This is a genomic window from Desulfuromusa ferrireducens (assembly GCF_055389805.1).
Genome location: NZ_AP042415.1, coordinates 3,502,499 through 3,514,758, shown reverse-complemented (window position 1 = coordinate 3,514,758; position 12,260 = coordinate 3,502,499). Strand labels below are relative to the sequence as shown.

The window sequence follows — 12,260 nt, the reverse complement described above, 5'->3', positions numbered from 1 at the left end:
CAGGCTATGTCACTCACTGGCTGAAGCTCGACACTAATCAGGAATAATTATGGCCCAATTGCACCCAGGCACCCCGATTTTTAGGTTCTTTTTTTACAACTCCTTCCAGCATCTGAATCTTCTGTTGATATTCACCCGAAGGGACTGCAGCCACAGACGGATTGCCCGGAGCTAAATCTGTTTTCGCATTTGTAATGATGACGCCGACTAAACCTCCCACCACCAGAGCGATAAGAAGTAAGACAATGGTTTCTTTTTTCATGATGTATCCTTTTGCATATTCAATTTGCTCAGTTGGATTGCTCCAAAACAATAATTTTTCACTGGCCTTGTAGCTTGAACCTCTGACTAGTTTAAATTCCAACCATGCCATATTGGCAGACTTAGCACCGTCCCTCACAAGGAATGAAAAAGACGGTGCGCTATGGTTCTTCTGCTGGCTATTTTTCGAGTGCTTTCATGAATTTCATCGCTTTGTCTCCCCGCAGGTTCTCTGACAAGCCGATTAGTCCATCGGTCAGGTAACGAGCCGAAATACCCTTGGAACGTAGATAAGTCATAGCGATTGCCGCCCGGTCCTTGTGAGGACAAGCGGTGACAATAATCTTGTCTTTCGGTAATTCGTTCAATCGAGCAGGCAATTCATTGAGTGGAATCTTCAACCCGAAACTCGGCCCCCAGGCCTGCTGCTCTTCCTTGAACCGAATATCGACCAAAACGGCCTTGCCCTCTTTCAGCATGTCTATTAACTGTTTGCTGTTGGCTTTCATTTCGATACGTGAATCATAGGTAAAACCTGAAATATACTGTTCAAGTGTGTTGTCAGAAGCAAACCCCAGTACAGGGAACAGGAAAATCGTTGTTACCAGAACTATTTGCTTGAGCATTGTTTTATCCTTAAATGATTTGTTTTTTCGCCTTGTCCAAACGGTTCGATCTACCGGCATAACCTCGGCATGAAACAAACCACGGATCTTTCTTTACGTAGCAACACCGAGCAGACTCCAACGTGAAGCCTGCTCGGTGAGATTGTCAGCTGAATTTAAATTCCATGTCCACTCGCGTGCATTCCGTTCCCATGATGGCCGCGAGAGTTCCAAACCAGATCGGCTTTTCCCCGCTGTTCCTCGGTAAGGATTGCTGACATATCTTTCTGTAATTTCTGCTGTTTGATGATTTGATCAGCGCGCAACTCAGCACGCTTGACCATCACCTTGCGAAGCGTCGCAGGGTCCTGGTCAGCGCTATGCATCAGGCCATGACGGGAATCATGTTCACCGGTCGCAGCCTGATCGAGCGGCCAATACGCATTGAGCAATTCCCCTAACTGCAATTTCTGGTGTTCATCCAGTTCGAGAAAGGTATCCATCTGTGCGATACGAGTCTCAACATTCTGCTGAAGTTGCTGATCATCCGCCATGTCATGATTTATCGTATGCTGATCACCGCTATGGTGATTTCCGAGACCGAAGCTGTTTGGATTCGCCAGTGCCATGCTTCCGAGCATTAAACCGCCAATCAGTAACCCTGGAATAAGGATACGTTTTTTCATGTTTTCTCCCTTTAAACTGAGGACGTACGCCCCCACTGATTGTTTTACAATTTCGTATATCATCCGCTCTTCCCCGGTTTCGGGTGGAGAGGGACTATCTGTTGGATGTCGGGAAAATCACAGAAGTGGCTTAATGCAGAAGAACAACTGTACGCAGGGCCGTTAGAGCCTGAGGAGGGGGGAGTTTGGATGCAAATGTCAGGTTGCCCCGACCTGCAAGGCTTAAACTTTTTACAGGAATGATCGGTCTATGGGTTTGGTCAAGATCAATTACAGCAATGTTGCTTTGCAGATCAGGCTGAGTTGAGGAAGTAAGAAACGATGAATATGCAGGAGAGTCGAAACAGTCATCCTCAAGATCTGACAGAGTCAAGTCATTGTCTGTTGTGCCTCTATTGCGCTGATGATTTTCAGTTTCCGAGTGGCAAGCCGACTGGCATTCGCCGATTGAATTCAATTCCAGGTGAGAATTGCCTTTTTGCCCAGTACACCAGAACGCATTCCCTACGCTGGTGCTGAACAGCAGGATGATCAGAACAAAAAACCGTGCAAACCATCTTTTATGGAGTTCGATATTCAACATAAATCCATGGAAAGTTTAAAAGGAATGACACCTGAAATCACTACTTCTATTCTCGCAATCGGGGTGAAGACACATTACCGTCAAACCCTAGCAACTTATACCCTCCGTATTAAGAGTAGTTTGCCCAGTCTGCTACTGCTTATTAGCACAGATCCTTCAACATCAGTGAAACCTTTACAGATCTTTACAAATACAGGCCGTATATCTTCCTCCGTAACCGGTACAGGTATGCGAACCCGAACTTCTTTCAGGCTAAGAGGTCTATTGAGAAAAGGATATCTATGCACTTGGCACGACTCCACGCTCCTATAATCCTTCCTGCTTCATTTCTGTTTGGGCAACAGTTTCATAAAATAGAGTGCGGCATCGCCACGCAGATTCTCCGACAAGCCAGTCAGCCCATCAGTCAGATAACGTGCGGGAATCCCCTTGGAGCGTAAATAGGTCATAGCAATGATAGCCCGATCTTTGTGGGGGCAAGCCGTGACGATGATTTTGTCTTTGGGCAATTCATCAAGTCGTGCAGGAAGCTCGTTAAGAGGAATTTTAAGAGCAAAGCTTGGCCCCCACGCCTGCTGTTCTTCTTTGAAACGAATATCCACCAGAACTGCCTTACCGTCTTCGAGCATGTCGATCAGCTTCTTACTGCTGACTTTCATCTCCAGACGGGCATCGTAATTGTAGTTTTTGACATAATCTTCCAGCATATTGTCGCTGGCAAAAGAAGGGTTGCTCAACATGAACATTGTCAGCAGGGCAAAAGTAAATCTTTTCATATTCGGATCCCATTAATAGTGAAAGTCCGCTGGACCATTCAGTGAGTACTACAAAGCTGTTATCGACGACTGATCAATTCCTGTTTTTGGAATCCCGTTCCAAAGCTTGCACAACGAATCTAGATAGGGTCGATTTGAACTTTTGATAATCATTTACCAACTGCCAAGTATCCGACACCTTGATAAATGCCGATTGGTCCTGTTTTATACAAACGACCAATTCGTTTGCAGTCAAAGCATATTCGTCAATGAAGTGCTTGTTTTCAGTGAAGTTAATATTGATCGGTTGCAAGATCAAAAGTCCTGTTTTCATTTCATCTGCAAACTCTTGTTGCAAAATATTTTCAGCGAATTGTTCAATCATCAAGCAAGTTTCACAGCGAACCGTTCCGTGAAAATAATTGACGATAACGGTAGCAGAAGAAGTGCTACTTAAGCAGAGCAACACCAGGAGAGCTTGTGCTAATCTAATAAAGGCAGCAAACATGACAAGTCCTATATCAGTGATTCGATAAAAACACCCATAGCATTAACAGCCTAATCGGAATTTTCATCATGGAGCCGTATAGATCAACCAGACACCGCCAGCGATAACCAGCAATCCGCACAACCGCTTGATCCAAAGAGTGCCCTTAGAGCGCTCGTTCCAGTTAAGGTAGTGTTGAACCGATTCGGAAAAGGTCCCAGCAAAGACAATCACCGCACAGTGCCCAACCCCATAGGCGAGCAGCAACAAAGCTGCGTAGGTCAGACTTTCACTCGCTTCGGTCAAAGCCACACCTATGACCGGCCCCATAAAAGCAAAAGTACAGGGGCCGAGAGCAACTCCAAAAATCAGTCCAAGAAGCAATGCCGCCAACAGGCCCTTGCGCTGCATACCGATCTGGCCCGGTCCAGACCAGGGCATCGGTATCAGTCCCCAGAGATGCAAACCGAAAAGAAAAAAAATACCGGCGACCATCCAGTTCCCCCAAGGGCCGAGATCACCGAGCATCCTGCCGGCCAATGCAGTCAACAGACCGATCAGAGCGATAGAAACCAGAATGCCGACGGCAAACAGGTTGGAAATAAAAAACGCCCGGCGGGTACTCATCGTCCCCTGATTATCGATGAAACCAACAATCAACGGAATGCTGGCCAAGTGGCAGGGAGAGAGCAGGATACTCAGAACACCCCAACCGGCAGCAGCTGACAAAGCAATCAGCGGTGCACCACTGACAGCTTGGCTTAAACTTCCCATCATCTGTTCGATCATTAGCCGTTACCCCTAAAATTGGTAGCCGAGTTCTTGCCATTTGCCGAGGATTTCTTCACGGCTGTAAAAACCTGTATGTCGATAGAGTTCTTTGCCATCTACAGCGTAGAATATCTGGGTCGGTATCATCTGGACACCATACTCAGCTGCCTCTTGCCTGTTTTTCCAGGCATCGACAAATTTAACGTCCATCTTGCCAGTAAAGTCTTCTCTCAGCTTTTCGAGGATCGGTGCCATCTTGATGCAAGGGATGCATTTGTCGGCACCAACATCGACCAGCTTGGGCAAACTTTCTGCCCATGCTGATGCAGTCAGCAAGAAACTCAGCAGAATCAACAATGATATTTTTTTCATCATCGACCTCACCCGAGCAGTTTTTCGAGGTCAGCTTGACTCGGAACCTTGCCGGTGACCAGCACCTTGCCGTCGACGGCAAGCGCTGGCGTGGTCATTACGCCGAAGCTCATGATTTGGTTAAGTTCGGTCACTTTTTCCATCTCGTAATCGAGGCCGAGGTTATCTGCCGCCTGCTTAGTGGTTTCTGCAAGCTTCTGACATTTGGCACAACCAGTGCCGAGAATTTGGATCTTTTTCATTATCTGTCTCCTTGAATTTAGAAAAATGCTCCGTAAAACAACCCGCTCATGGTTGCCATCAACATAACCAGTACTACAAACACAGCCGTCTTTTTTGTTCCCATCACGCTCCGGATAACCAGCATATTCGGTAATGAGAGCGCCGGGCCGGCTAGCAACAGAGCCAGTGCTGGTCCTTTACCCATGCCAGCGCCCATCAAACCCTGTAATATTGGTACTTCCGTGAGGGTTGCAAAATACATAAAAGCACCGAAAACCGAGGCAAACAAGTTCGCCCCGAGCGAATTACCGCCAACCAGCGATGCAACCCACTCGGATGGAATCAATCCTTCCTGCCCCGGCCGTCCAAGCAGAACTCCAGCGATCAGCACACCGATCAACAACAGCGGCAGAATCTTTTTGGCAAAATCCCAGCTCTCCTCGAACCACTGCCCCATTTCGCCATCACGATTACTTTTCAGGTTGCTGAGCACCGACAGGCCGATCACTCCGAAGGTAAAAGCAAGCTCAGGGTGCTGCGGTGTAATGATCGCCATCACAAGCGCAGGAATACTTGCCAGCAGAATGCGGACAAAACCTATATTGAACCAAGTTGCCAGCATAACCGCCAAAGCGACGGAGAAGCCGCTGGTGACCCACCACTTGGCAACGTAAATCTCATGCCAGAGCCCAGTAGGCTGATCAGTTTTCCCCCAGTTAGCAAACACCAGAATCCCGACCATGGAGGCAAAGTAGAGAGCGGTTTGCCACAGCGGGCGGCCGCCATCCTCGTCCCCCATGACTGGAGCGGCGGCCGCTTTTTCAGCTTCTTCATGCCGGAAGAAAAAGTGCATCAATAGACCGATAACGACGGAAAAAACAATAGCGCCAACCGCACGAGCAATACCCATTTCCGGGCCAAGGATGCGAGCGGTGAGGACGATTGCCAGAATATTGATCGCCGGACCAGAATAAAGGAAGGCACATGCCGGACCGAGCCCTGCTCCCATCCGATAGATTCCAGCAAAGAGTGGCAAAATGGTGCAGGAGCAAACAGCGAGAATCGTCCCAGAAACTGAAGCAACGCCATAGGCGAGGACCTTTTTCGCGTTCGGTCCCAGGTATTTCATTACTGCCGCTTGACTGATAAAAACAGCAACCGCACCGGCGATAAAGAAAGCCGGGATTAAACAAAGCAGGACATGTTCTCTGGCATACCATTTAACCAGATACAGTGATTCCATGATCGCACCCTGAACCCTTGGGATTTCAATAGGGAGAAAAAAACACCCACTGAAAATCACAATGATCCAGAACAAAGGTTTCCATTCAGTTTTCCAATTCATAATGATGTTTCCTTATTGGCTAAATTGCCAAATAGATGGGCAAAAAAATAGCGACGAACTATTTACTTCCCCACCACAGCAAGCGTAGCAGCGTGATCATCTGCCTGTAATTCCAAAACAGATTCAATACAACCAAAAAAGTTCAAAATACATGGCACTCGTAATTGATAAAAAACCTGATTCCCTCGTTTATCGTCAATAACAATGCCAGCCTGCTTAAGAACCGATAGATGCTTAGAAACAGTCGAGATATCTGCTCCGATCATTTCGGTCAGATCACAAACACAGCGCTCGCCTTTTTCTAGCTCTTCGATCATAAACAATCGGCTTGGATGGGCCATCGCCTTCAAAACCTTTGCTCGTACTTCAAAATGTTTTTTTCGTTGTTGGTACATTGCGTTTCTCCATTTCTGCTTGGCAATTTAGCCAAATAGCAAAGGAATGTCAAGCGGTAAAATATCTTCCGTTAACGGGGTTAGCTGGCGATCAACAATAAAAGAGAAATATCGCTCTCAGATAGAGCAGCCGCAAATACCTGATGCGAGTTTCTCCATTACTCAGAAGATGTGGTCATGCGGGTCCGCGTTATCCGGCAAACTAAAGAGCTGGGTTGTCATATATCCATAGGAACCTTGAGAAGACGGCGGATGTCTGATAAATCACCATTTCCAGTAAATATTAGCCCCTCCCTGGCTTTCAGGGCAGGGGCTTTCTTATATGTCATTACTGCAACTCGTTCTTACATCACCTAGGGATATTTAAGACACGGATTTCCGCCCTGGCAGTGAATGACAGCGGCTTTCTTTTCAGGATGGTTTAAACGAGTCCTTTGTCGGCTAAAGAAACATATCGGTCTTCGCCGATGATGATGTGGTCCAGCACCCGAAGGCCCAGCAGGTCTCCAGCCTGCTTGAGTCGGGTCGTCAGTTCCAGGTCTTCTCTGCTGGGCTCAGCATTTCCGCTGGGGTGGTTGTGAATAAACAGAATCGCTGCAGCACTGCTGAGAAGAGCCGTCTTGAAGACCTCTCGAGGATGAACAATCGAGGCATTTAGGGAACCTGACGACACCTTGTCCAGGCAGAGAATCCGGTTCTTGCTGTCCAGGTGCAGCGCAAGAAAATGCTCCTTTGTCTCGTACTTCAGAAAGTTGAAAAGCGCGAAAACTTCGTGGGAAGATGTAAATCTAGCGCGCCCATCGAGGTAGCCTGAAGCAACTTCATTGATCGTCAGCGTCTCCCAGACTGGCCGAATCACCTTCATCCGAATGCTGCGGATCTGCTTGCCATCGTTCTCACAGAATAATGTTTGTATGGTCATGGCTGGTTTCCTTTAAAGCGAAAAGGGGCTCAGCCTGATGGCCTGCCCCTTTCTCGCGGAATGATGTTTGTTGAGTTTTTGGTTCTGCTGATCGTCGACTTGCGCAACCTTGAATAATGTGTTCCAGGGCTCTGTCAGGCATCAACACAAAGCAGCCCTGGCTTACCCCCTTAGATTGGATGGAAGCTTCCTCCTGTAGCGCCTCTACGGGAGGTGCAGGAGCATGCAAGCGACATTCTTTGAATGTTTGCTAAGTCTAGTTCTGCTGATCGTCGGTACTCTGGATATCCAGAATGAAGTCGGCAGCTCGCTGTGCCTGTCCTGCAGCGACGATGGCAAGCTTCTTGTCGCCCTTCAGCGCCTTCAGCCAGCCTTGGATATATGCAGCGCTGTTCTCAAGTGTCTGCTGCTCGATACCGGCAAAGCCGCAGAGCATGGATGAACCAAACTCAGCAACAAGTTCCTCCTGGCTGTAATCGTGGCTGCCGAAGTAGCTGGGTTCAAGTATGCCTTTACGGCCCAGGCGTGAGGAATGGCCAGAGGAATGACCAAGCTCATGGAAGGCAGTGCTGTAGAATTCTTCCGGCGATTTGAATGCTTCACGGTTGGGTAGCTTCACGTTGTCGAGCGTGGGGCTGTAACAGGCTCGATCGCTACCGTACAGGATGATCGGCCTGTACGGCATGTTTCTGATGACCAGTTCCGCCTGCTCTATGGGTGAGAAGGGATTGACGGGCTGCACCTCTACTGGGGTTGTAATGCCGTCGATCTGCTCCAGATTGAATACGTTGTAGTATCGCAGCAGAGGAACCTTCCCTGTGGCTTCATTGTCCTCTTCACCCGGAGGCACTTTGCAATCAAGCCATTTCCAGAACACAATGGCTGTCGACTTTTCACCCTGGCGGACGTGACCACCTTTCTCCGTAGCCTGACGATAGGTGAGCCAGTACGGGCTGGCATAGGGTGAACAGTTCAGTAAGAACTGATTGATACCTCGGTAAGGCTTCTTGCTTATGAGGTTCCTTGCCCCCTTACTGGAGCTCCAAGGTTTCTTCCAGGGAACGGTTCCAGTCTCTAAGATTTCCATAATTCTAGCGGTGACTTGTTCGTATATGTTCATAGCTAACCCTCCTTTGACAACCCACAGTCGTGACTGATGAGTTGCGGTTATGTGGGTATTATTTCCCGATATATAAAAGGGGTTATGACTTTATGTAGAAGATCGCAGGAGGCTATGTAATTACTGATTTAATCAGATGTTTTGCAATGGTGGAGGGTAGTGTGGGTTGTCGTGTGTTTGCTCGTGCCGCTGATATTCTGGTTGCTTGATCCATGCTTTGTGGATTGGGCTTTGAAGCACATATCCTCACAACGGAAAGAGCCCAGACGATATTCGAGAATTCGCGGGGAATAATAGAATCAATAAAAGCGCAGGAAGGTGAGTCAGAGAAAGAGGCGACGTGAAATAGTTAAGGTCGATGGAGAAACAGGGAATCCACCTGATTAAAACAATGCTGTTGCAGTACGTTATGCAGTAAAGCTCTTATTGTCAGTCTCCCTTACGTTAGTAATGTTAGATACTTAACTTGTTTTATGTGATGGACGCCACCTCCACCAAAACATTAAAAAAACCGGCTACTTACGAGTGCCGGTTTTTTTAATGTGGACACTTTTTTTTATGTGAATATGTAAGCAGCTGAAATTGCAGGGGTTGGTGTGGGGTCGATTCCCGCCACCATATGGCCCAGAATGGGCCATATGGCTTTCCCGAAATTTAAAGTATTTGTCTAACTTTTTGTAAACCGGCGCTGTGATCAGCAAAACTTATCGAATAAACGCCTAACCCCACCTTTTTTAATCAATGAATTTTCTATGTCTAATAGCAGGTTTGCTATGATTCTGGACTTACCCCACTTCACGAGACACCAGTCGTCTGCCTATCTGTTTGATGTTAATCGGTGTCTCATCTTGACAGTTGGTCAGTTTTTAGTAGCATTTTCAATATGTACATAGTTTTAATTAGATTTAGAGTTGCCTAATTTTGAGCATGATGATCGTTGAAATTACGTTGATATTTGAATGAGCTTGTAATTGTTCTTACTCATTTTCACTTAAAGATTAAACGCAGCAATGCTTTGTTCGTGACTCTTATGCTGCTTGCACCCTGAAAATATCTTCCTTCAAGAGATATGTGAGGATATTGCGTGGAAAATAACGGCTCTCCCCAATCTCTACTCCCTTGGCTCAACAGAGAGAATAATGCCGTTCTTTTAAATTTATATATCCACCCTTTAGATTCAAACTCAAAGTCTATAAACCAGGCCACACTTCAGATAATTTCAAACTCTAATCCCTTTACTCGGATGCTTCGAGGCCAGTTGGTTACAGAAACTGGCTCAAAAGTAAAAGATATCTTTCTGTTGCAGCAGAAAGATTCCTATTGTTATGCCGGGAATATTCTTGAACAAGTTTCTAATTATTCTATCGACGCAAATTGGCAAAACAATTATTCAGTTTATTCAAATGATGTACGTCAAACTGCATTTATCGATATGTCATGTCAAAATATGAGCGATGGTTCTCTTGTTCCTTTCCGCTCCCTTTTCTATTGTCAGCTTAAACAGAAATTTTTTCATCCTCCTTGCCCTGATTGTGGAATCCTCCTCGAACAATGTTCACAGGATGATTATCTCTCTGATTCGGGTCTGCAGCCCTATTCAAAATCATTGAAACGTTATCTGCATTGTCCAAAGTGCACAGATAATAAATTTTATACTTATCAACGAGAAGATACCGACCCGGTCTCTGTTTTTGATCGTTTTCAGCTGATTCGATGGTTTGGTGAGTTGTTGAAAGATAATTCTTCCGCGAATTTTTTACCGTGCGCCAGTTGCGATAAGGTTGAAGAATGTTTCGGTCGTGATGCTTATGCTTTGCAAAGGATTGTTCCGTTTTCTTTTTATAATTTCTACATGTTTGCATTTGATGCCATGTCTCTTAATGGCTTAGATTTTCTGAGATTGGTTTCAGGTGCTCAGATTTCTGAACTTAAGAAAATTATCGATCCAACTCTCGAACCTGGACGCTTCAACTGTCTCGAAGTAATAGAGCAACGTGAGATTGGTAAAAGCAACTTTCTCTTTTTTAATAGTGATAAATGGTTTCTCGAAGTCCTTTTTTTGAAGTTGAACTACTTGCATCAATTGGCTCTTTTCGCATTATCGGAAGACGTTTTACAAAAGCATTCAGATTTAGAAATTTCACTGGATCAGTTTTGGGTTGATTTCTTTGCCAGTCATAATCTCTTGCCCAGTCTGTGGAATTTTTCAGTCAAACCGCTTGGCGGCAGCCTTGGTGTCATGTCTGAACCTTCTTCTTTTTTACCTCTTTCTCTTCGCCTCCATTCCTTTGTCTTGATCTGGTTTTCTGCACTGCTGATGAATCAACAACAATCAATGGACGATATTCGAAGCTTTCTGTCCTCAGTAGTCAAACAACCACTTACCGAAGAGTTTCCTTCTGGATTCAGTAAAAATTTATTGGCAGCAGAGAACATTTTCTGGAATCCGTTGGGACAGCAGGTCTGTAGTCAATGGCAATTGTTCTGGGACCGTGCATTACAGCTTGGCTGGGATGTAATAAAAGCTTGTCAGAATCAACAGTCAGGATGGCATGCAGGACAGCTTATGGATGAGTTGCAGAGTCTTATTGCAGAGGTGAAAAACGGCCTGTTCCTGTTGCCGTCAGTGGCGTCTTCTGCTGAACCGCGGGTTAAAAATACAATGATTAGCGAGTTGTTATTTGGCATTAGGGATAAATGGCTTACGACGGATACTGGTGATATTGAGTCCGCGGCAGAGAAATTCGAAATTGAATCAGAGCCGGTTCAAAAGGATGAGCCAAAGGTTATATCAGCTCAGGGGAGTGAAGACGAGATTGATAAGACTGTAATTCTACAGGTTGAAAATGAGGTCTTAGAGACCCAGGTTGTAACTGTTCAGCCCACTAACGACAAAAATACCGACCCGCAAAATAAAGTTGAAAAGCAAGACGAAGCGGACGAAACCGTTATCCTGAATCCTGAAGAATTAGCTAATAGGTTAAAGAGGAGACATTGATTAGTCACGTAGATGACAAAACAATAGAGGCTAAAATTACTCAACTCTATCGCTCAGATCCCCGGAATGCTGCAGCAGCAATCGAGGATTATCTGCAGAACTGCTTTGTTGATGAAACAGTTGAAACGAAGGTTGCGTTGGTTGAGAAAATAGCCCAGAAGTTCCAAGCAGAGACGGCCTCATCCGAAGTGCCTGTTGCTCCGCTTGATACTCATGCACTTTCGAAGCTGGTGCCGCTTTTACTAGGGAAAAATAGTTCAGAGATTGATTGTACTGCGGAAGAGTTAATAGAACGTTTGGCGGAATCTTTAAACACAGTGTTCGACACTCTCAACGAGCTTATTCTCGGGATCAATGCGACTTTTATGGGGCATATCTCGGACACCGAAACCATCCGGTTGGTTATCAGGTCCAACGTCGATGATTCAGCCGAATCGATCTCTCTGCATAACTACCTGGCTCAGATCAAGGAGGCTTTTTCGATCATGCATGAGGCATTCAAGGATGCGGCGATGATCAAAATGACGGAAATGCTCACAGAACTCGATCCGCGTAAGATTGAAGAATCTTTAACTGGTGGCTTGAAGATCGGGCCATTTCAAAAGGCCGAGATGTTCAAGATATACGAGGAAAAGCATCGAACCCTGGAAAACTGGTTGAAAACTGGCCTGATCACGGAAGCCTTATTGAGGGAGTTTGAAAAAAACTGTCAGAAAATCTATGCAAAAAAATGAGGTT

The 12,260-nt window shown here is 46.0% G+C and carries 15 protein-coding genes; 2 read left to right on the top strand and 13 right to left on the bottom strand.

The features are described 5' to 3' along the window. Positions 1–37: 37 nt before the first annotated feature. From ACZ5PT_RS15735 to ACZ5PT_RS15675, 13 genes are all read right to left on the bottom strand, one after another. Positions 38–373, bottom strand: coding sequence for a hypothetical protein (locus ACZ5PT_RS15735; protein WP_464263976.1), 336 nt, complete (start codon positions 371–373; stop codon positions 38–40). A gap of 67 nt (positions 374–440) precedes the next feature. Beyond that, a complete protein-coding gene (locus ACZ5PT_RS15730; RefSeq protein WP_464263975.1) occupies positions 441–887 on the bottom strand; it encodes a rhodanese-like domain-containing protein in 447 nt (148 codons plus the stop codon). 155 nt (positions 888–1,042) lie between these two features. Beyond that, positions 1,043–1,552, bottom strand: coding sequence for a Spy/CpxP family protein refolding chaperone (locus ACZ5PT_RS15725; protein WP_464263974.1), 510 nt, complete (start codon positions 1,550–1,552; stop codon positions 1,043–1,045). Between the two features lie 130 nt (positions 1,553–1,682). Next, a complete protein-coding gene (locus ACZ5PT_RS15720; RefSeq protein WP_464263973.1) occupies positions 1,683–2,132 on the bottom strand; it encodes a hypothetical protein in 450 nt (149 codons plus the stop codon). 326 nt (positions 2,133–2,458) lie between these two features. After that, entirely contained in the window at positions 2,459–2,911 is a 453-nt protein-coding gene (locus ACZ5PT_RS15715; RefSeq protein ID WP_464263972.1) for a rhodanese-like domain-containing protein, read from the bottom strand. Positions 2,912–2,984: 73 nt separating this feature from the next. After that, positions 2,985–3,398 (bottom strand): nitrophenyl compound nitroreductase subunit ArsF family protein, encoded by a 414-nt coding sequence (locus ACZ5PT_RS15710; protein ID WP_464263971.1) that lies wholly within the window; start codon positions 3,396–3,398, stop codon positions 2,985–2,987. A gap of 66 nt (positions 3,399–3,464) precedes the next feature. Next, on the bottom strand, positions 3,465–4,166 hold the full coding sequence (locus tag ACZ5PT_RS15705) for a cytochrome c biogenesis CcdA family protein (RefSeq protein ID WP_464263970.1): 702 nt from the start codon (positions 4,164–4,166) through the stop codon (positions 3,465–3,467). Between the two features lie 12 nt (positions 4,167–4,178). Beyond that, positions 4,179–4,523 carry a thioredoxin family protein gene (locus ACZ5PT_RS15700; protein WP_464263969.1) on the bottom strand — a complete coding sequence of 115 codons (345 nt, stop codon included), beginning with the start codon at positions 4,521–4,523 and terminating at the stop codon, positions 4,179–4,181. Between the two features lie 5 nt (positions 4,524–4,528). Continuing rightward, positions 4,529–4,762 carry a thioredoxin family protein gene (locus ACZ5PT_RS15695; RefSeq protein WP_464263968.1) on the bottom strand — a complete coding sequence of 78 codons (234 nt, stop codon included), beginning with the start codon at positions 4,760–4,762 and terminating at the stop codon, positions 4,529–4,531. Positions 4,763–4,779: 17 nt separating this feature from the next. Next, positions 4,780–6,087 carry a permease gene (locus ACZ5PT_RS15690; RefSeq protein WP_464263967.1) on the bottom strand — a complete coding sequence of 436 codons (1,308 nt, stop codon included), beginning with the start codon at positions 6,085–6,087 and terminating at the stop codon, positions 4,780–4,782. A gap of 62 nt (positions 6,088–6,149) precedes the next feature. After that, complete coding sequence (locus ACZ5PT_RS15685; RefSeq protein WP_464263966.1) at positions 6,150–6,482, bottom strand: ArsR/SmtB family transcription factor; 333 nt, start codon at positions 6,480–6,482, stop codon at positions 6,150–6,152. Between the two features lie 421 nt (positions 6,483–6,903). Further along, positions 6,904–7,404, bottom strand: a complete 501-nt coding sequence (locus ACZ5PT_RS15680) for a JAB domain-containing protein (RefSeq protein WP_464263965.1) — start codon at positions 7,402–7,404, stop codon at positions 6,904–6,906. 256 nt (positions 7,405–7,660) lie between these two features. Continuing rightward, a complete protein-coding gene (locus ACZ5PT_RS15675; protein ID WP_464263964.1) occupies positions 7,661–8,524 on the bottom strand; it encodes an ArdC family protein in 864 nt (287 codons plus the stop codon). A 1,084-nt stretch (positions 8,525–9,608) separates the two neighbouring features. Here ACZ5PT_RS15675 and ACZ5PT_RS15670 point away from each other — a divergent pair. Together ACZ5PT_RS15670 and ACZ5PT_RS15665 are read left to right on the top strand one after the other, a co-directional pair. Further along, positions 9,609–11,522 carry a hypothetical protein gene (locus ACZ5PT_RS15670; RefSeq protein ID WP_464263963.1) on the top strand — a complete coding sequence of 638 codons (1,914 nt, stop codon included), beginning with the start codon at positions 9,609–9,611 and terminating at the stop codon, positions 11,520–11,522. After that, positions 11,519–12,256 carry a hypothetical protein gene (locus ACZ5PT_RS15665; protein WP_464263962.1) on the top strand — a complete coding sequence of 246 codons (738 nt, stop codon included), beginning with the start codon at positions 11,519–11,521 and terminating at the stop codon, positions 12,254–12,256. Before ACZ5PT_RS15670 ends, ACZ5PT_RS15665 begins: the two co-directional genes overlap by 4 nt. Positions 12,257–12,260: the final 4 nt, after the last annotated feature.

Bases quoted from the DNA above. Each gene is read 5' to 3' on its own strand.
- ACZ5PT_RS15710 (WP_464263971.1), bottom strand. From the start codon at position 3,398: ATGTTTGCTGCCTTTATTAGATTAGCACAAGCTCTCCTGGTGTTGCTC.
- ACZ5PT_RS15725 (WP_464263974.1), bottom strand. From the start codon at position 1,552: ATGAAAAAACGTATCCTTATTCCAGGGTTACTGATTGGCGGTTTAATG.
- ACZ5PT_RS15685 (WP_464263966.1), bottom strand. From the start codon at position 6,482: ATGTACCAACAACGAAAAAAACATTTTGAAGTACGAGCAAAGGTTTTG.
- ACZ5PT_RS15700 (WP_464263969.1), bottom strand. From the start codon at position 4,523: ATGATGAAAAAAATATCATTGTTGATTCTGCTGAGTTTCTTGCTGACT.
- ACZ5PT_RS15695 (WP_464263968.1), bottom strand. From the start codon at position 4,762: ATGAAAAAGATCCAAATTCTCGGCACTGGTTGTGCCAAATGTCAGAAG.
- ACZ5PT_RS15690 (WP_464263967.1), bottom strand. From the start codon at position 6,087: ATGAATTGGAAAACTGAATGGAAACCTTTGTTCTGGATCATTGTGATT.
- ACZ5PT_RS15735 (WP_464263976.1), bottom strand. From the start codon at position 373: ATGGCATGGTTGGAATTTAAACTAGTCAGAGGTTCAAGCTACAAGGCC.
- ACZ5PT_RS15675 (WP_464263964.1), bottom strand. From the start codon at position 8,524: ATGAACATATACGAACAAGTCACCGCTAGAATTATGGAAATCTTAGAG.
- ACZ5PT_RS15680 (WP_464263965.1), bottom strand. From the start codon at position 7,404: ATGACCATACAAACATTATTCTGTGAGAACGATGGCAAGCAGATCCGC.
- ACZ5PT_RS15705 (WP_464263970.1), bottom strand. From the start codon at position 4,166: ATGATCGAACAGATGATGGGAAGTTTAAGCCAAGCTGTCAGTGGTGCA.
- ACZ5PT_RS15730 (WP_464263975.1), bottom strand. From the start codon at position 887: ATGCTCAAGCAAATAGTTCTGGTAACAACGATTTTCCTGTTCCCTGTA.
- ACZ5PT_RS15715 (WP_464263972.1), bottom strand. From the start codon at position 2,911: ATGAAAAGATTTACTTTTGCCCTGCTGACAATGTTCATGTTGAGCAAC.